At 43.2% G+C, this 18,266-nt stretch carries 17 protein-coding genes; 5 read left to right on the top strand and 12 right to left on the bottom strand.

Features of this window, described 5'->3' with window-relative positions; translation table 11 throughout:
- Positions 1 to 133 precede the first annotated feature (133 nt).
- Both L8106_RS26620 and L8106_RS26615 read left to right on the top strand, forming a co-directional pair.
- Positions 134 to 514: an after-VIT domain-containing protein gene (locus L8106_RS26620; protein WP_198013004.1), complete on the top strand. Its 381-nt coding sequence runs from the start codon at positions 134 to 136 to the stop codon at positions 512 to 514.
- A 122-nt stretch (positions 515 to 636) separates the two neighbouring features.
- Positions 637 to 2,910, top strand: a complete 2,274-nt coding sequence (locus L8106_RS26615) for a VIT domain-containing protein (protein ID WP_009787640.1) — start codon at positions 637 to 639, stop codon at positions 2,908 to 2,910.
- A gap of 136 nt (positions 2,911 to 3,046) precedes the next feature.
- On the opposite strand, the gene purL is transcribed toward L8106_RS26615, so the two are convergent.
- Both purL and L8106_RS26605 read right to left on the bottom strand, forming a co-directional pair.
- Positions 3,047 to 5,443: a phosphoribosylformylglycinamidine synthase subunit PurL gene (gene purL, locus L8106_RS26610; protein WP_009787639.1), complete on the bottom strand. Its 2,397-nt coding sequence runs from the start codon at positions 5,441 to 5,443 to the stop codon at positions 3,047 to 3,049.
- A 207-nt stretch (positions 5,444 to 5,650) separates the two neighbouring features.
- Positions 5,651 to 6,262: a GIY-YIG nuclease family protein gene (locus L8106_RS26605; RefSeq protein ID WP_009787638.1), complete on the bottom strand. Its 612-nt coding sequence runs from the start codon at positions 6,260 to 6,262 to the stop codon at positions 5,651 to 5,653.
- Between the two features lie 247 nt (positions 6,263 to 6,509).
- Here L8106_RS26605 and L8106_RS26600 point away from each other — a divergent pair, with 247 nt between their 5' ends.
- Positions 6,510 to 7,310 carry an RNA methyltransferase gene (locus L8106_RS26600; protein WP_039897357.1) on the top strand — a complete coding sequence of 267 codons (801 nt, stop codon included), beginning with the start codon at positions 6,510 to 6,512 and terminating at the stop codon, positions 7,308 to 7,310.
- Here L8106_RS26600 and L8106_RS26595 read toward each other — a convergent pair.
- The 4 genes from L8106_RS26595 to L8106_RS26580 form a co-directional block, all read right to left on the bottom strand.
- Entirely contained in the window at positions 7,307 to 7,570 is a 264-nt protein-coding gene (locus L8106_RS26595; protein ID WP_009787636.1) for a hypothetical protein, read from the bottom strand. The genes L8106_RS26600 and L8106_RS26595 overlap by 4 nt on opposite strands.
- A gap of 465 nt (positions 7,571 to 8,035) precedes the next feature.
- Entirely contained in the window at positions 8,036 to 9,616 is a 1,581-nt protein-coding gene (locus tag L8106_RS26590; RefSeq protein ID WP_009787635.1) for a Na+/H+ antiporter, read from the bottom strand.
- A 139-nt stretch (positions 9,617 to 9,755) separates the two neighbouring features.
- The gene (locus tag L8106_RS26585; protein WP_009787634.1) at positions 9,756 to 9,875 is read right to left on the bottom strand and encodes a photosystem II protein Y; all 120 of its coding nucleotides are present in this window, start codon (positions 9,873 to 9,875) and stop codon (positions 9,756 to 9,758) included.
- Positions 9,876 to 10,067: 192 nt separating this feature from the next.
- Complete coding sequence (locus L8106_RS26580; protein ID WP_009787632.1) at positions 10,068 to 10,613, bottom strand: gamma carbonic anhydrase family protein; 546 nt, start codon at positions 10,611 to 10,613, stop codon at positions 10,068 to 10,070.
- A 108-nt stretch (positions 10,614 to 10,721) separates the two neighbouring features.
- Between L8106_RS26580 and L8106_RS26575 the strand changes: the two genes are divergently transcribed.
- Together L8106_RS26575 and L8106_RS26570 are read left to right on the top strand one after the other, a co-directional pair.
- Positions 10,722 to 11,228, top strand: a complete 507-nt coding sequence (locus L8106_RS26575) for a TIGR02652 family protein (protein ID WP_009787631.1) — start codon at positions 10,722 to 10,724, stop codon at positions 11,226 to 11,228.
- A 59-nt stretch (positions 11,229 to 11,287) separates the two neighbouring features.
- Positions 11,288 to 11,728 (top strand): VOC family protein, encoded by a 441-nt coding sequence (locus L8106_RS26570; protein WP_009787630.1) that lies wholly within the window; start codon positions 11,288 to 11,290, stop codon positions 11,726 to 11,728.
- A 154-nt stretch (positions 11,729 to 11,882) separates the two neighbouring features.
- On the opposite strand, the gene L8106_RS26565 is transcribed toward L8106_RS26570, so the two are convergent.
- The 6 genes from L8106_RS26565 to ftsH (L8106_RS26540) all read right to left on the bottom strand — a co-directional run.
- The gene (locus L8106_RS26565) at positions 11,883 to 12,467 is read right to left on the bottom strand and encodes a peptidoglycan-binding protein (RefSeq protein ID WP_009787629.1); all 585 of its coding nucleotides are present in this window, start codon (positions 12,465 to 12,467) and stop codon (positions 11,883 to 11,885) included.
- Between the two features lie 414 nt (positions 12,468 to 12,881).
- Complete coding sequence (locus tag L8106_RS26560) at positions 12,882 to 13,472, bottom strand: peptidoglycan-binding protein (RefSeq protein ID WP_009787628.1); 591 nt, start codon at positions 13,470 to 13,472, stop codon at positions 12,882 to 12,884.
- Between the two features lie 274 nt (positions 13,473 to 13,746).
- Complete coding sequence (locus L8106_RS26555) at positions 13,747 to 14,004, bottom strand: DUF2584 family protein (RefSeq protein WP_009787626.1); 258 nt, start codon at positions 14,002 to 14,004, stop codon at positions 13,747 to 13,749.
- Positions 14,005 to 14,056: 52 nt separating this feature from the next.
- Positions 14,057 to 14,992 (bottom strand): ADP-ribosylglycohydrolase family protein, encoded by a 936-nt coding sequence (locus tag L8106_RS26550; RefSeq protein WP_009787625.1) that lies wholly within the window; start codon positions 14,990 to 14,992, stop codon positions 14,057 to 14,059.
- Positions 14,993 to 15,114: 122 nt separating this feature from the next.
- Complete coding sequence (gene ftsH / locus L8106_RS26545) at positions 15,115 to 16,962, bottom strand: ATP-dependent zinc metalloprotease FtsH (protein WP_009787624.1); 1,848 nt, start codon at positions 16,960 to 16,962, stop codon at positions 15,115 to 15,117.
- A 61-nt stretch (positions 16,963 to 17,023) separates the two neighbouring features.
- The coding region (gene ftsH / locus L8106_RS26540; RefSeq protein ID WP_009787623.1) for an ATP-dependent zinc metalloprotease FtsH at positions 17,024 to 18,266 on the bottom strand (1,243 nt) is incomplete at its 5' end.

The following is an 18,266-nucleotide window of genomic DNA, read 5'->3' as shown; positions in this document are numbered from 1 at the left end:
AAAAATAACGATTTTAGCTTGATATCTCACAATAGGTTGTGAATATTGGAATTAGGGAGGATCTGTGATGTCCAGATTGGTCACTCAGACCCCGACTATCGTTAGCAACCGTGAATAAATGAGGTCTTTGTTTATGCCTGTATCTTTTATGAGCGCCACTGATGTCTGCTTTGCAGACTGGTCAAGGACTAGAGATTGGTTGCTGAAATATTCATCTTTGTCAGCAATGGCTGGCCCTCTTGAGGTGATTGATGTTACCGGATTAGATGAAGAAGGAGTTGACTCGTTGAAAAATCATTTAAAAAATCTCGAAATTCCTGACGGATTTATGGGTGAGTTGGTGTTTGAATTACAAGTTAAAAAAGAACGCATTAGGAGAGTAATATGGGATGAAGAAGCCTCTACACTTAATAAAAAAACGATCATCAAAATGATTCAAAACTCGCTCAAAGATTGGCAAGTTCCCCCCGGTGACTGTGACCTCTTGACCCTCAAAATCCATATCAATTCCTAAGCATTCTTCGGGACTTAACAAAATTTAATTCAAACCAGGGTCATTTACTTCCGAAAAATCGAAATTTGAATCTGAAGTCTAACAAAACGCTGTAAATCATTAAAGTTTGGAGGACTACTCCTGTGACAGCATCCTCACCCCCTATCGGCGGAATTACTGCCAAATCTCCTGATAATATTTCTTTAACCTTTCCTCTCAAACATACTGAAGTCTTCGCCCACATTTCCGGAAATTTATCTCGGGTTGAAGTTAAACAAAGTTTTGAAAATCCTTTAACCCAACCGATGGAGGCGGTTTACACTTTTCCTTTACCGGATGAAGCCGCAGTCGATCAAATGGAGATCAAAATCGGCGATCGCATCATCAAAGGCGATATCAAAAAACGATTTGAAGCCCAACAAATTTACGCAACCGCAAAACGCCAAGGACGTACAGCAGGCTTACTTGAACAGCAGCGAGATAATATCTTTACCCAATCTTTAGCCAATATCAAACCGGGCGAAGAAATTGAAGTGATTATTCGCTATAGTGACAGCCTGAAATTTGAACAAGGCGACTATGAATTTGTCTTTCCGATGGTCGTTGGGCCGCGTTATATTCCCGGTGAAAACATTGATCAAAGTGGGGATACAGACCAAGTTCCTGATGCGTCTAAAATCACTCCTCCCATCGTTCCGGAGGGGACACGTTCGGGTCAAGATATCGGCGTAACCGTTGAAATTCATGCGGGTTTACCCATTTCCCAAGTTCGTTCAACTTCCCATCAAATTAACATCACAGAAAACGGCGAAATTGTTACCGTTAAACTTGACAACGAAGACACCATTCCCAACAAAGATTTAATTCTTCGCTATCAAGTTTCTGGAGACAATACCCAAACAACCGTATTAACCCAAAGCGACGAACGAGGCGGACATTTTGCTTTGTATTTCATTCCCGCAATAGAGTACAAAACCGATGAAATTGTCGCCAAAGACGTTCTGTTTTTGATGGATACATCCGGTTCACAACAGGGCGATCCTCTGTTCAAATGTCAGGAGTTAATGCGGCGATTTATTAACGGGTTAAATCCAAATGATACCTTCAACATTATGGATTTTGCCCATACAACCTGCACACTTTCAGAAACCCCCTTAGCCAACAGTCCCGAAAACCGCAGCCTCGCCATCCATTATATTAATCAATTACGGGCTAATGGCGGAACGGAACTCTTGAATGGAATTCGGGAAGTGTTAAAATTCCCCGAACTTACCGGACGGTTGCGGAGTATTGTGCTGTTAACCGATGGATATATTGGCAATGAAAATGCCATTTTATCGGAAGTTCAAGACAACTTGAAACCGGGAAATCGCCTGCATAGTTTTGGCGTGGGAAGTTCAGTGAATCGGTTTTTAATTAATCGCATAGCCGAAATTGGTCGGGGAATTTCTCGGGTTGTTCGTCAGAATGAATCGACTCAAAAAGTCGCTGAAAAGTTCTTCCGACAAATTAACAATCCCGTTTTAACTGACATTAATATTCACTGGGAAGGTAACGGAGAAACCCCCGAAATTTACCCCGAAATTGCCCCCGATTTATTTGCCGAACAGCCTTTAGTATTGTTTGGGCGAAAAGTTGATTCTGCTGCGGGTAATTTAAAAGTTACCGGAAAAATTGCCAATGGCAACCCCTACGAACAAACCTTTTCCATTGATTTCTCAAATACGGGAAATGTAGCCATCGCCCAATTGTGGGGACGACAACGCATTAAACACCTGACAAATCAGATGTTAGGTTACGAGACGACATCGGATGTAGAGGCGGTTACAGACACCGCTTTAACCTATCAATTGTTGTCTCAATATACCGCATTTGTAGCGGTTAGCGATGACGTTCGGGTTGACACAAACCAGCAGAATATTTCTGTTGAAGTTCCCCTAGAGATGCCGGAAGGTGTTAGTTATCGGGCTATGTCCCCAGTTGCTTATGCCCCGAGTTTACAATCTATGCAACCCCGACGACGAATGGCTCGGGCTTATTCAATTGATGACGATGATTTAGAATCTGCGGAGCTTTCATTGCGTTGTTTTGCACCTGAAAGTATTAGTTACGAGCAGCGTTCATCTAGTCTTTATTCTGCAATTGAAATAACAGAAACTACGGGATTGGATGAGGCGGGAATTCAAGCATTAACCCAACACTTACAAACCTTCAAAATCCCCGATGGTTTCAAGGGTGAATTGGTGTTTGAACTGCAAGTTAAAGACGGTCGTGTTAAGCGGGTTGTACTGAATGAAAAAGCTTCTACGCTGAAAGAAAAAGCGGTAATTAAGCTAATTCATAAACGCCTACAAACCTGGAAAGTTCCGAGTTCAGCTAGCGAACAAATCGTTATCAAATTGCGGATTAATTCCTAAGTTCATAGTTGCGCTGTTGTTGTGATGCGGCACCAGATAATATAGGGCGTCCATCCCAACAACCAGCCTTAAATTAGTTTGTTGTTGCGCTTCAGCGCATAATAAATAGAGGCTGAAGCCCAACAACGAACTTTTTTTACAGGTGCATCCGTCGTTCAATTGCATTGAAATAACAGTCTTTCATTTTTGTTACTCCCATTTCAACTAACGTTAACTCATCTCCTGCTAATATTTTCAACGGCGCCGAACCTCCTTCAACCTTACCTAAATTATGCCAAAATTCCCCCTTTTCTCCCAACTGTTCTTGAAGATAATTTTCCCAATTGGTTTGTTGTTCGGGACTCACGGAAACCAAAATTCTCGCCCCACCTTCCGCAAACAAAATCCTATCCCAACGGCGTTGTAAAAGCGAATCTATTCCCAAATGAATTGTCGCCCCTTTCTCCCCATTAATACAACATTCCGCCAACGCAATTGTTAACCCACCCTCAGCAGAATCATGGGCGGAATTTACCCAATTTTGACGAATTCCTTCCCGACAAACCGCTTGCACTTTTCGTTCAATCTCATAATCAACTTCTGGAGGTTTTCCGGCAATTGTATGATGAATTTGGGCTAAATATTCCGAAGCGCCTAAACTTAGTCTGGCATCATTTTCCCCTTCTTCCGCTTCAAACTGACCCAATCCCAACAGATAAATAATATCGCCTTCCGTTTGCCAAGCCAACCCACAAGTTTGAGAAATATCATTAACTAATCCTACCATTCCAATCACCGGAGTTGGATAAATCGCTTGGGGTTTTCCCTCAGCATCTAGCGTTTCATTATAAAGGGAAACATTACCCCCTGTTACAGGCGTTGAAAACTCTCCACAAGCCTCAGAAATACCGCGACAAGCCTCAGCAAGTTGCCAATATCCCACAGGTTTTTCAGGACTACCAAAATTCAAATTATCGGTAACAGCAACAGGTTCGGCACCCACACAACTCAGGTTTCTCGCCGCTTCTGCAACCACCGCTTTCGCCCCTTCATAGGGATTCAAATAAACATAGCGAGAATTGCAATCAACCGTCGCTGCAACGCCCCGTTTATAGTCTACTTTGGGCTGATTTTCTATTGTTTGATTTTCAAAATAATTAACTGGACGTAACCGCACAACAGCCGCATCTCCGCCGCCGGGTAACATCACTGTGTTATTTTGAACTTGATGATCATATTGTCGATAAATCCAACGTTTAGACGCAATACTGGGCGTATCTAACAACGCGAGTAAAATGTTATTCCAGGTTTTAAACTCATTATTAACGTGAATTCCCGAAACCGTACAGGGCGGTAATAAATCCTCCGTCCATTCCCAAGCTTTGCGGGCATATTCGGGCGGTTCGGCTAACAGTTCCCGATGATAAATTGGGGTATTATCTGCTAAAGCGGTTGCTGGAATTTCTGCGGCAATTTCTCCTTGAAATAATATTCTCACAATCGATTCTTCGATAACGGTTCCCGCCACAACTGCTTGCAGTCCCCAACGATGAAAAATATCAATTAATTCCTGTTCCCGTCCTTTTTTCCCCACAAATAACATTCGTTCCTGAGACTCAGATAACAGATATTCATAAGGCACCATTCCCGTTTCCCGAACCGGAATTTTATCTAAGTCTAATTCAATCCCAACACCCCCTTTTGCCGCCATTTCCGCAGTCGAACAAGTAATTCCAGCCGCCCCCATATCTTGGGCTGCGACAACCGCCCCGGTTTTAAACGCCTCCAAACAGGCTTCAACCAAGGATTTCTCTAAAAACGGGTCGCCCACTTGTACCGCCGGACGGTCTTCGATAGATTCCTCGCTGAGTTCGGCGCTGGCAAAACTGGCCCCCCCCATGCCATCCCGTCCGGTTGTCGAACCGACGTACAGCACTGGATTCCCGACCCCAGAAGCCCCCGATTTAACAATTTCCGACGTTTCCATCAAACCAATCGCCATCGCGTTTACCAGGGGATTTCCGGTGTAGGCCCGGTCAAAATACACTTCACCGCCCACAGTCGGGACACCGAAACAGTTGCCATAATGGGCAATTCCTGAAACAACACCGTTAAACAGGGTTCGAGTCCGGGCGTCATCGAGGGAACCAAAGCGCAGCGAGTTTAAAACGGCGATGGGACGCGCCCCCATTGTAAAAATATCTCGTAAAATCCCACCGACTCCGGTTGCAGCGCCTTGGAAGGGTTCAACTGCTGAAGGGTGATTATGGGATTCGATTTTAAACGCTAGTTGTAAGCCTTCTCCAAAGTCTACCACACCCGCATTTTCACCGGGGCCGACTAAAATCCGGTCTCCCGTCGTGGGGAATTGTTTTAACAGGGGTCGGGAGTTTTTGTAGCAGCAGTGTTCACTCCACATTACCCCAAACATCCCTAATTCCGCTTTGTTGGGGTGGCGTCCGAGGCGGTTAACGATTTCTTGGTATTCGTCGGGTTTGATGCCTTCGTCGGCGATTTCTTCGGGGGGAAAGGGGCAAGGGGTGGAGGTAGACATTTACAGGCGATCGCATCACAGCAGAATTATTTTACCGACATTTGACCAACAGTTGACCGAATCAAGTTAAAAAATTCCCTAAATTCCTCGTCCGGGCGCAAGCCTTGCGCCCCTACGCGCCCAAAAAAGATAGAATGAATTGGATTAAGATGATGTATATTTGTAGCCAAAAAACTGATTATGAAAGTTAAAGGAATTATTCGATAATCATTTTGGGAAGATACTCCTGTGAAAATCTCCTAATGCCCTACCTACTATCCTACCTACGTTTATACCCATGCTCGTAAAAGTATGAACTATTGAATCATAAGAATATGTGATTTGATTATCGTCTAATATTTTTTGTAGGTGATAAATCATTTCTACAAGGGTTTCTCCGTGTATTTTTTCTCTATCAAGTTCTATTTCTAAATCGTCAATTTCATCTTTCAATACCTTGATGATTTTATTTTTGTCTTTTTCTCTATCAAGTTCTATTTTTAATCGAACAATTTCATCTTTCAATACATTAAGATCTTGTTCGTAAATTTCTCTAACTCTAAAGTATTCTCTAAACAACCCCAATGCTTGGTCTTCCGAATCAAATTCAAACCATTCGCCATGTTTTCTGCGATGTTGAAACATCTGATGCAATCTTCTTTCATCTTCCTTATAATTATTGGATTCAACGCAATCTAAAAGATGGATTTTGCATGGATTCTGCTGCTTTTTCAGTTCTTCAAAACGTCTCTCATAATTTTTAGTGAACCCGATTTTACATCGCTTTAAGTCGGGAAATGAAGAAATCAGATAAACATATCCGGTTTGGGGTTTATCCATCTCAGGAAAATCCGAGTTTGAACATCAATATTATCTTAGCCAGATTTCGGGTGTGTCGTCAGTGCGGGTTGGGAAAAGCGATACGGCTAACGCCACGCTCCGCGAACGCCGAAACCAACCTCAATCAAAGTATTTTCTAAGCGGACATGGTAAAATATTGAATCAAACCCAAGCTACAGGTTTCGTAACGTTGCGACTAAACTTGCGCGTGGTCATTCTTTTTTATTTTCAGTCTGAAATCATTAATATGTTGACCAGTGTTCAAAATCCCCTAATTAAACAGCTTCGCAAATTACAACGAACCAAGGGGCGACGAGAACAACAGTTATTCTTGTTGGAAGGAACACATTTGATTGAAGAAGCGTTAGCGACACAATATCCGCTTCTGACGGTTTGTTATACAGCTCAATGGCAAAATCGTTATCCTCGTCTTTGGGAGAGTGTTTGTCAAGCCGCTAGCCGCAGTGAAGAAGTCAATGAACGAGTCTTACAAGCGATCGCCACAACAGTTAACCCCGATGGGATTATTGCCACGGCTCCCCGTCCTCAACCCCAGACTGTAGCGATCACCCAGATCGGACTCGCCCTAGAAACGGTACAAGATCCGGGAAATTTGGGAACAATGATTCGCACCGCAGCAGCAGCAGGTATCGATGGGTTGTGGTTGAGTGATGATAGTGTTGATCTCGATCATCCGAAGGTGTTACGGGCTTCAGCCGGGGCGTGGTTTCGTCTACCGATGGCGGTAGGGGGCGATTTAACCGAACAGTTAACGATCGCCCAACAGCAGGGTGTTCAGATTGTGGCGACTTTACCCGATGCTGATTTAACGTACTGGGAACTAGACTTTCAACAACCGACGATTGTTGTACTGGGAAACGAAGGTGCAGGTTTATCGAGTTCACTCACCGCACTCGCCGATCAGCACGTTCAGATCCCTCTATCTGGGGGAGTTGAGTCTTTAAACGTGGCAATTTGTGCGGCTTTGATGTTGTATGAAGGTCAAAGACAACACCAAAACCGAACACTAAATTTACCCTCACCCTAAGAGTCAGGAGGTTGAGGCGATTGATTTTGTAGGTATTGATCGATATCTGCGATCGCTTCTTCTAAAGCAGACAAATCAATGGGTTCAGGGGAAGGATTTTGAGCTTTTTTAGATTTCTTTGAACGAGTTGGGGCTGGTGGGATTGGTGGGGCTGGTTCAGATTCAGATTCTTGAAAAGTTTCCAGCAATTGTTTTTCAAACGAGTTGAAAAAATTTTCAGCCGCATGACGACGTAAATCTTGCTGCTTTTTCTCATCCATAGCTGGGTGACTCCTTCAGTATTCAACAACAGGGCTTGATTTGTGAGCTTAGTTCATAACAATCTACAACTCAACCGGAAAAAACAGTAGAATGCACTGATTTGTAACTGTTACGATGACGTTAATCATAAAATCAAAGGTTCACTGTCGTTCTAATCTGCCCATACGGTAACATTTACACCCCAATGGTGTTGAGTCTGTTCAAAGTAGTACGATGATTTTATTCTCTTGATGCAGTTAGAACATTCGTCAAATATTGATATCCACTCGCATTTTGAATCGACTTTGGGCGGTTCGTGCTTTTTGCTCATGTTCTCAATATATTAACTCATTTGACCCCCGTTGGCGACACGAATTTGTCTGATCGGCGACTCAAATTGGATCGTGTTACTTTTTTACCTCAGATTTAAAATAGCTTCGTTTTGATCTTTCCGTCCGATTTCTGGAATATTTAGGGAAAACCGATTATTGATCTTCATTCGTTTTTTTCTGTTCTTCAAATACTTTCCAAAGAATGGGCGAGAGGTTGCTATCAAGACGACCCGAACGAATTAAGTCGGCATAGGTATCAGCTTCAATATCGACCATTTCCTCTAACAATAAATTCAAACTGAGTTCTTGTAAAAAGGGATATTCGGCTTGCATCTGATCGATTTTTTCTTGAATTGCTTTCAACTCTAAATTCACTAAATCCGCTTGATATCGATAAAATTCCGGATCAGTTTCTTGTCGGCGAATCACCTCTGATAAATGACTTTGGACTCGGTTTAAAGCTATACGACGAGCGATTAATTCTTGATATTCTTGACGCAGAGGTTGATCGCCAATTAATCCCAATTTTTCCAGTAAAGTTTGGGTGGTTAATCCTTGAACCAATAGCGTAAATAAGACCACACCAAATACCGTCGCAATAATCCCATCCCGTTGTTGTAAAGCTGTCGGAACACTCAATGCCAACGCAATAGAAACCGAACCCCTTAAACCTCCCCACCATAGAACCGTCTGTACTTTGAAATCAATTTTAGAATTAGCGAACCTATTACTAATCGCACTTAACCCATAGGTACTAATCGCTCGGGTGACAACCATTCCCCCAATTGTAATTAAAATCGGTTGAATATTAGCCGCTAAATGGGTAAATTGAATCTGATCGCCGATTAACAAAAAAACAATTGAATTGACAAAAAACGCCAGAAACTCCCAAAATTCACTGACAATAATTCGAGTTCGAGGGTTCATTCCGATGCGAGAACCAAAATTCCCTAAAATCAAACCAACGGTAACCACTCCAATTACACCCGAACCACCCAATTCCTCCGTAACCACATAAGTTCCATAAGCAGAAACCAGCGTTAAAGATTGTTCAACTAGAGGAGAATCAAACCGTTGAGTCAGATAGGAGATTCCAAACCCGATTAAACATCCAACACCCCCGCCAATCCCAACAAAAGTAAAAAATTGGAGTAAAGTTTGGGAAACCGAAAACTCGCTAGTTCCCATCGGTATTCCGACTAACAAACTAAAAGCGACAACCGCCACCCCATCGTTAAATAAACTTTCTCCCTCCATCAAAGTTCGTAAACGTTGGCCCGCGCCCAATTCTTTCAACAACGCCACCACAGAGATCGGATCAGTCGCCGATAGACTCGCCCCGACTAATAAAGCGATCGCAATGGGAATTCCTGCAAACCAATTTAACCCAAAAGCGATCCCCACAACAGAAATAATCACCCCGATAATGGCAAACAAGGTAACGGGAATTAAATCTCGTTTCAACTCCCGCCATTTCATATTCCATCCCGCTTCAAAGAGTAAGGGGGGAAGAAAAATTTCTAAAATTAGTTCTGGGGAAAGATTAACGAGGCGAATATCCTCAAACGCCAGAATCGAGCCGACAATCACTAATAGCAGGGTGAAGGGAATGCGACGAAACCATACAAATAGGCGGGAGATGGTGGCTACACTTAGAGAAACCAGTAGAACTAATAAAAATTGCTCTAGGTTTTGCTTGATGACGATTTCACTCAGGGCGGTTTCTGGAGTCATAGGATTTAGAACGCGGGGTTGCCAAAAACACGAATATCATACCAAGCTCTGGGAATTTTACCCCAACTGAAAGCCGACTACCCTCTAAACAGCAGAGAACAGTCGGCGATGACTCAGATGATTTTTGAAGATCTAAGCCTTATTTGCTGATAAAGCCTTGAGCTTGTCTGAGAGCAGCAGCTCCAATATTAAACAAAGCCCAGCCTCCAGCAAGCGCGATCGGCAGTAAAACCACAACGAGACGAAAATCGAAATCCATTTGCTTTTCTCCAGTTTCTTAAAAAAATTCTCATATCTTTATTTTTATCTTATTTTTCGCCATTGCTCAATTAAAATTTTTATAGTCACTTGGGGAGACAGTGACCAATGACCAGTTTTCAGTGAACAGTTTCTCCCCATCTCCCCATCTCCCCATCTCCCTACCTCCCCACTTCCCCATCTCCCCATCTCCCTATTCCCTCTTGCCTATTGCCTTTTCTGCATGAACTGAGGCTAACTTCTGATACTGTTGGGCGTGTTCGATCAAATGTTCGGCTTCGGCTTCTGACACGGCTCGTAGAGGCTTTGCAGGAACACCTGCAACTAAAGTTAGGGGAGGAACATCTTTGGTGACAACAGCCCCCGCACCCACAATACTACCCCGACCAACGCGCACACCGTTCAAGATTACAGCCCCAATCCCGATCAAGCTTCCCCGTTCGATGTAAGCTGAATGCACAACCGCTCGATGTCCGATGGTCACAAAATCTTCCAAAACCGTCATTTGACCCGGATCACCGTGTAAAATTGCCCCATCTTGAATATTAGTATTCGCTCCAATGGTAATCCGCTCAACATCTCCTCGGACGACTGCTGAGTACCAAATACTGACTCCGGAAGCGACTTCTACCCACCCGATCACAACAGCGTTAGATGCGATAAAAGTAGCGGTTGATAGATCAGGAACAGGCCAGTCTGTGGCATCATTACACAGAGATTGATTAGCATCGTTATTCATTCGTTAATCATTAATTCATTACTAATTCGGCAAATATTCGTCGGAAGGGGAGAATAACCCCCGCTATAATAGAGTCTACAAGCTAGCAGTGCGAAACTTAATTTCAGCATGAATTCTGCCTTGCAGTATCCTATATTTGGCCCGGAAATTCGCTGTCCTCACTGTCGTCAAAAGATTGCTGCTTTGACGTTGACAGATACTTATTTGTGTCCCCGTCATGGTGCTTTTGAAGCTGATCCTAAAACCAGTGAGTTAGTCCATCTTCAGTCCGGACGCCATTGGCGCCTGTGGAATGGGGAGTGGTATCGACAACACACCCATCCTGATGGAATTCGATTTGAAATTCACGAGGCGTTAGATCGGCTCTATACTCAAGGCTATCGTGCGACTCGCGTGATTATTGCCCAACGTTATCAAGAGTTGATTAGTTCCTATCTTGAACGCAGTACCCCCTGGCGAGGACAGTCTGACACGACTCAACCTAAACTCTATGGTTTACCTGTAGAATTTAGTCCTGATCCCAAAGACGAACCGTGTTGGGATGTGATTAATTTTGATCTGGAAAAAGAACAAGGTGTACCCATTCGCTATCCTTATTTTCGATTGTTTGAATAGGTGATTTTGAATTGATCGCTGTTTTTAAATTCATTTCAGACACTTAATTCTAATTGTTTATGCACCATGCTTCTATTCGTACTGCTAATATTCATCGGGCGATCGCTTTCTATGAAAAACTCGGTTTTCAGGTCTGTGAACGCTTTACGACAGGTTACACACTCGCTTGTTGGATGGAAGGTTTAAATGGGCGAATTGAATTGATTCAAATTCCCGAACCTAAACCTGCACCGGATGCTTTTGGTGATGAGCATTATGTCGGATATTATCATCTTTCGTTTGATTTGAGCGATGGGACTCCTGATTTACCTCAGTGGTTAGATGATCTCAAAGAACAGTTTGAGAAAGCAACTCAAGACCAATCTGATTTATACCAACCGTTAAAAATTTTACTCGAACCGACTCAGCAAATGATTGGGAATTCGGTTTATGAAGTGGCTTTTATTGCAGATACAGATGGTTTACCCTTGGAGTTTATTCGCTTACTGAAAGCGGGATAACAAGAGTTTAATAGCATTGATGAACATTTAAAAGCAATCGCCTCACTCTTAATTAAAAGTGAAGCGAACCGTAATCCCTAAAATAACTGGATATTTCTATGAGGTTAGACTCAGAATTTTACGATAAATAGGGGAAGATTCCCCCATCCGAAAATTATTCGCCCAGTTTACGCCAAGTTTGAACTCCAACAATACCGTCAATTTTTAAACTTTCACGGCGTTGGAAAACTTCTACAGCTTCGCGAGTTCTCAAGCCAAAATCTCCGTCAATAAACAGTGAGAAACCTTGTGCATAGAGGCGTAACTGGAGACATTCAACCGCATCACCTACATGACCTTGGTTGAGTTCAGACATATTAACATTGTAGGGATATTTTGTGTTTTTGAACGGAGAATAGAACGTCCAACCTAAGCGTGAAAATTCTTGATCACACAGCCCACGCCAGGTATTTTCTCCGAGGATTCCATCAACAACTAAGCCCCCATAATAAGCTTGAAAATGCTCAATAGCAGCTTTCATTTGAGGCCCATATTGTCCGTTGAAACCAATTCGATATCCGTTAGCCATTAAACGTTGTTGGGCGAAACGAACTGCTTCACCTGCAACTCCTAAACTTAAAACGGGTAGTTCAACGCCGTGAGATAAAATCGCCCCAGATTGAACAGAGGTATAAGCGGGAATTGTCGCAGTGCTAACTGTTGATTGGCCGTTAGTTTCGATGTTTGTCATTGCACTCATGGTTGAACTCCTAGATTGATAAACAAGGGTGAAAGTTGTTTGTCCTTGTTTGCTTTACAACTCTAATATAATCGCTAAGATAGGAGTCCGAACAGTCGCTTCTTTATGTTACTTTAAAGGTGTTATTGACTCTAACAAAAGTGGATAAACTCATTGAATTGAGCAAAAAACAGGTTATTTTCAAAACCAATAAAACACAACTTACATGGCGGGTGTGGTTTGACTTTATTTGTCATGTTTTGAGGTTTACACGCTAACTCAGTGCTGAATTAAAATTTTTTCAGCCCAAAAAGCAATCGCCTCACTCTTAAATAAAAGTGAAGCGAACTACAATCCCTAAAAGAACTAGATATTTCTGTGAGGTTAGATTCGGAATTTTACGATAAATAGGGGAAGATTCCCCCCATCCAAAAATTATTCGCCCAGTTTGCGCCAAGTTTGAACCCCAACAATACCGTCAACTTTTAAACCTTCACGGCGTTGGAAAGCTTTAACCACTTCAAGGGTTTTCGGCCCAAAAATGCCATCAATGAACAAAAAGAAACCGTTGTCATACAGGCGCAATTGGAGACATTCAACCGCATCGCCGACAGAACCCTGATAAAGTTCAGGCATATTCACATCGTAGGGGTATTTTGTTGTTTGGAAGCGAACACGGAAAGTGCGACCCAAGCGACGAAATTCTGCGTCGCCGTCACACAGTACACGCCAGGTATTTTCGCCAATGATTCCATCAACAACTAAGCCACCATAATTGCGTTGAAAATGCTCAACAGCCGCTTTCATTTGAGGCCCATATTGTCCGTTGAAACCGATTCGATATCCGTTAGCGATGAAACGTTGTTGGGCGAAACGAACCGCCTCACCTGCTGCACCTAATTTTAAAAGAGGTAGGTCAATTCCCCGAGATTGAACCGCAGCAGATTGAACCGATGCAGAAGCGGGAATTGTCGCAGTGCTAACTGTTGATTTGCCGTTAGTTTCGATGTTTGTCATTGCACTCATGGTTGAACTCCTAGATTGATAAACAAGGATGAAAGTTGTTTGTCCTTGTTTGGTTGATGAATCTAATCTAATCGAGGAGATAGGAGTGCGAACAGTCACTTTTTTGTGTTACTTTAAAGGGGTTAGTGGCTTAAAATTAAAGGGATTCACTCATTTGAGTGACAAAATTTCGGTCAATTTAGGAAAGACAAAACATTAGCAGACTCTAATCTGTAAGGGGTTCTCACCTTCTTTTCAGAAGTAACAAAGAAATCTCGATTATCTTGATCATGAGCTACTTGACTGCAAAGGATTGACTGTATATTCTATCGATTTCAAAGACTATCGTGGTTTGATTGCTTTCCCATGTGAGTTTACGAATAACAATATCAGCGTGAGCCAGCCAATTTTCATCCACTAAGGGAATAGGAACATCAATCGGGATAATTCTATAGCCCTGCTTAGACGCTTGATGTTGCACTCCGAGATGCAATTGTTCTGGATAACCTTGGGATGGCTTCAGTTTAACAATGCTATTGACTTCACAGGGCATACCCAAATTGATTCTCCCCTCGCTTTAATGACGAGTAATTTTGTTCACTCAATCACAATGGATAACGTTCTTCTAACTGTTGAGCTAAATTCAGAATATCATCTTTTCTGGCGAGTACCTCAACCCATTCTGAGGGAATATTTTCTAATCCATAATAAAGCCCGGCTAATCCTCCGGTTACTGCTGCGGTGGTATCGCTATCATCGCCTAAGTTAACGGCTTTGAGGACGGCTTCGCAATAAGAGGATGTGGTTAGTAAACACCACAAAGAGGCTTCTAAAGTATGCAAAACATAACCACTAGATTCAATTTTTTTGAGTTCTACTGTCTCAATATCTCCGGGGAAAACTCGTTTAAAATATCTTAATTGATCTGCAAATTCCTCTTGTTCATACAACGGTTTAATCCGTTCAACTCCCGTTAGATAAGCTTCTTTGAGCGTCATTCCTTCCAACAAGCTGATTGCAATGCTAATATAAATTCCGCAAGCCATTTGCGATCGCGCATGAGCATGAGTAATTTTAGAACAGTCGTGAACTTTGGCAATTAAATCAGAAAATGACTCTTGTTTGTATAAAAATGCGAGGGGTAAAATTCGCATCAAAGAACCATTTCCATTACAGCGATCGCTCGTTTCTCCGGCTTCTGTGGGGGAGACTCCTTTTCGCAGACGATTAATGGCAATTTGAGTCGTTACCCCAATATCAAAAACCCCCCCTCTGGCTGTCCAAAAGCGTTGTTTATACCAGCGACAAAAGGAGTCGGCGATCGCGTCTAAATCATAGCCTTGATGACATAAAACATCCGCTAAACAAAGCGTCAGAGAACTATCATCAGACCAAGTTCCCGGCGGTTGATTATAGGTTCCGTAGCCAATCATCGTCGTGACGGGATGAAGATGTCGTTCGGAACGCACATGAAACTCTACCGGAACGCCTAACGCATCTCCCACGCACAACCCAATTAATGCCGATGTGATTTTACCCATAACATCAGATTTAATAAGTATCTACTGTTATTTTACTGCCTATTAATTCCTCTGAAAAAAAATTAATCAAAAGACAGAAGATCTACCGCGAGAGACACAAACTTCATTCCAATCAAATTTGATTAATTAACCGGCTTCACCCGATCCAGCCAAGCTTGCAATTCTTCCCCTTCAACCACTTCTGTCGCTAATAACTGATTGGCGATTTCATTTAACAAGGCCCGATTTTGAGTTAAAATATCCAACGCCAACTGATGAGCATTATCAACAATTTCCTTCACTTCTTGATCAATCGCTTCGGCGGTTTTTTCACTCAGGTTTCGACGACTATTAAACTCATTTCCTAAGAAACTCGCTTTGCCCCCTTTCCCATAGGCTAACGGCCCTAAAACCCGACTCATGCCATAGTTTGTCACCATTTTTTCTGCGAGGTCTGTCGCCCGTTGGAGGTCATCAGAAGCCCCATTCGTGACAGATTGAAAGACAATTTCTTCAGCCGCCCGTCCGCCTAATAACATCGCAATTTGTTCGCGAAATTCGGTTTCATCCATCAAAAATCGGTCTTCGGTGGGCAGTCTCAAAGTATAGCCTAGCGCCCCCATTCCACGAGGAACAATAGATATTTTAGCAACCTTTCCGCCTCCCGGCATTAACGCCCCGACAATGGCATGACCGACTTCGTGATAGGCGACAATTTTCTTCTCTTTTTCATTGAGAACCCGACTTCTTTTTTCCAACCCGGCAACCACTCGTTCTATCGCTTCTTTAAAGTCTTTTTGGGCAACCTTTAGACGTTGATTTCTTGCCGCAAGTAAGGCTGCTTCATTGACTAAATTCGCTAAATCTGCACCTCCAAAACCGGGAGTTTGTGTGGCAATTTGATGTAAATCAACATCTTCTCCCAGTTTAACTTTTTTAGCATAAATCTCTAAAACAGCTTTCCGTCCTGCCAAATCTGGACGGTCAACTAACACCTGTCGATCAAAACGTCCAGGTCTGAGTAATGCTGCATCTAAAGCTTCGGGGCGGTTGGTTGCAGCGAGTACAATCACGGTTGCTTCTCCGACAGAAAACCCATCCATTTCTGTTAACAATTGATTGAGAGTTTGTTCCCGTTCATCACTGCTACCACTTTGCATCCCCCCACTACTTCTAGACTTCCCAATCGCGTCTAATTCATCAATAAAAATAATACAAGGCGCCTTCTTTTTCGCCTGTTCAAATAAATCTCGAACTCGCGCCGCACCTGTCCCCACAAACAATTCTACAAACTCCGAAGCAGAGATACTAAAAAAAGGAACACCCGCTTCTCCGGCTACCGCTTTTGCCATTAACGTTTTACCCGTTCCGGGCGGCCCAACTAACAGCACTCCTTTGGGAATTCTCGCCCCAATTTCGGTGTAACGTTGGGGATTTTTGAGGAAATCAATAATTTCCGCCAATTCTGTTTTTGCTTCTTCAACTCCGGCAACATCCGCAAAGGTAATTTTATCAGATTCTCCCTCGACATAAACTTTAGCCTTACTTTTACGAATAGACAGCGAACCTTCGGGGTCACGTTTGCCTAAAAACTGAAACGCTGCAACTAAAATCAACGGCGGAATTACCCAACTCAAAAGCACATACAACCCACTATTTTTCGGAGGCGGTGCGGCTTGAAAGACAACTTGATTCTGTTCTAAACGTTTGGCTAAATCAGGATCAAAAATGGGAGTGGTTGAGAGTAAAGACCCTAACTCATCTTTATTTTCTCCTTTGATGCGATAGCGAATTTCATTATCCCCCACCTGCACCCCGGCAACTTGCCCATTTTCGAGTTGTTGAATAAAAATACTGTAGGGAACACGCGGCACCTTTTGTTGACGGGGTAGAACCAAATAAGCCGCAAATAATATCCCAGAAATAATTAATAAAATTTTACCGACTTGTTGGGAATCTGGGAATCGAGATTTCTTTTTTTTAATACTCATCGCAGGTTTGGGGGTAGCAGAGAATCAGTAGGGGCGATAATTCCCCTACTTATAGTTTATTCTAAGCAACCGTTGTAGATTCTTTGTGTTCAAATTGAATCTGGTTTAAGAGATTTTGCAACTCAGAGCCTTCAATCACCTCAATATCAAGGATTTTTTGGGCAATGGTTTCGAGTAAATCCCGATTACTTTTGAGAATATTCAGGGCTTTATTGTGGGCAGATTCAACAATATCCTTGACTTCTGCATCGATAGCTTTTGCCGTATCATCACTGACGTTACGACGGGGGTTTCCCATCATACTATCGCCTAGAAAACTGTTTTGTTGTCCTTTTTCGTAGGCAAGCGGCCCCAACACCTTACTCATTCCGTACATTGTCACCATGCGTTCAGCGAGGTCTGTCGCCCGTTGTAGGTCATTGGCTGCCCCTGTGGTAATACTACCAAAAACGACTTCCTCGGCGGAACGTCCTCCTAAAAGTGTGGCAATTTCGGCTTGAATTTCTTCGGCACTCATCAAGAACTTGTCTTCGGTGGGCAGTTGTAAGGTATAACCCAAAGCGGCCATCCCACGCGGGACAATCGAAATTTTAGCAATTTTTTTCGAGTCACCCACAGCAGCGGCCACTAACGCATGACCGACTTCGTGGTAAGCGACAATTTTCTTCTCTTTTTCATTGAGAACTCGGCTTTTCTTCTCTAACCCGGCGACAACTCGTTCAATGGCTTCTGAGAAGTCTTCTTGGGCGACTTTTTCCTGACGACGACGGGCGGCTAACAGGGCGGCTTCATTAACCAGGTTGGACAAGTCAGCGCCAGAAAAACCAGGAGTCCGGGCGGCAGTTGCTCTGAGGTTAACATCACTACCCAGTTTCACTTTCTGGGCGTAAATTTCCAGAATTTGTAGGCGTCCACTCAAGTCGGGGCGGTCAACCAAAACTTGACGGTCAAAACGTCCCGGACGCAGCAAAGCCGGGTCAAGAACTTCGGGGCGGTTGGTTGCGGCGAGTACAATAACTGTGGCATCTCCAACGGAAAACCCATCCATTTCGGCTAACAGTTGGTTGAGGGTTTGTTCGCGTTCGTCGTTTCCGCCGTACATACCCCCAGAATTTCGAGAACGACCAATGGCGTCTAATTCGTCAATAAAGATGATACAAGGGGCTTTCTTTTTCGCCTGTTCAAACAAGTCTCGAACTCGCGCCGCACCTGCCCCGACGAATAATTCTACAAATTCTGAACCGGAAATGCTAAAAAAGGCAACTCCGGCTTCTCCGGCGACGGCTTTCGCCATTAATGTTTTA

It is taken from the genome of Lyngbya sp. PCC 8106, assembly GCF_000169095.1.
Classification (GTDB): domain Bacteria; phylum Cyanobacteriota; class Cyanobacteriia; order Cyanobacteriales; family Microcoleaceae; genus Capilliphycus.
The sequence above is the reverse complement of the archived record's forward strand: the minus strand, read 5'-3'. Positions and strand labels throughout refer to the sequence as shown.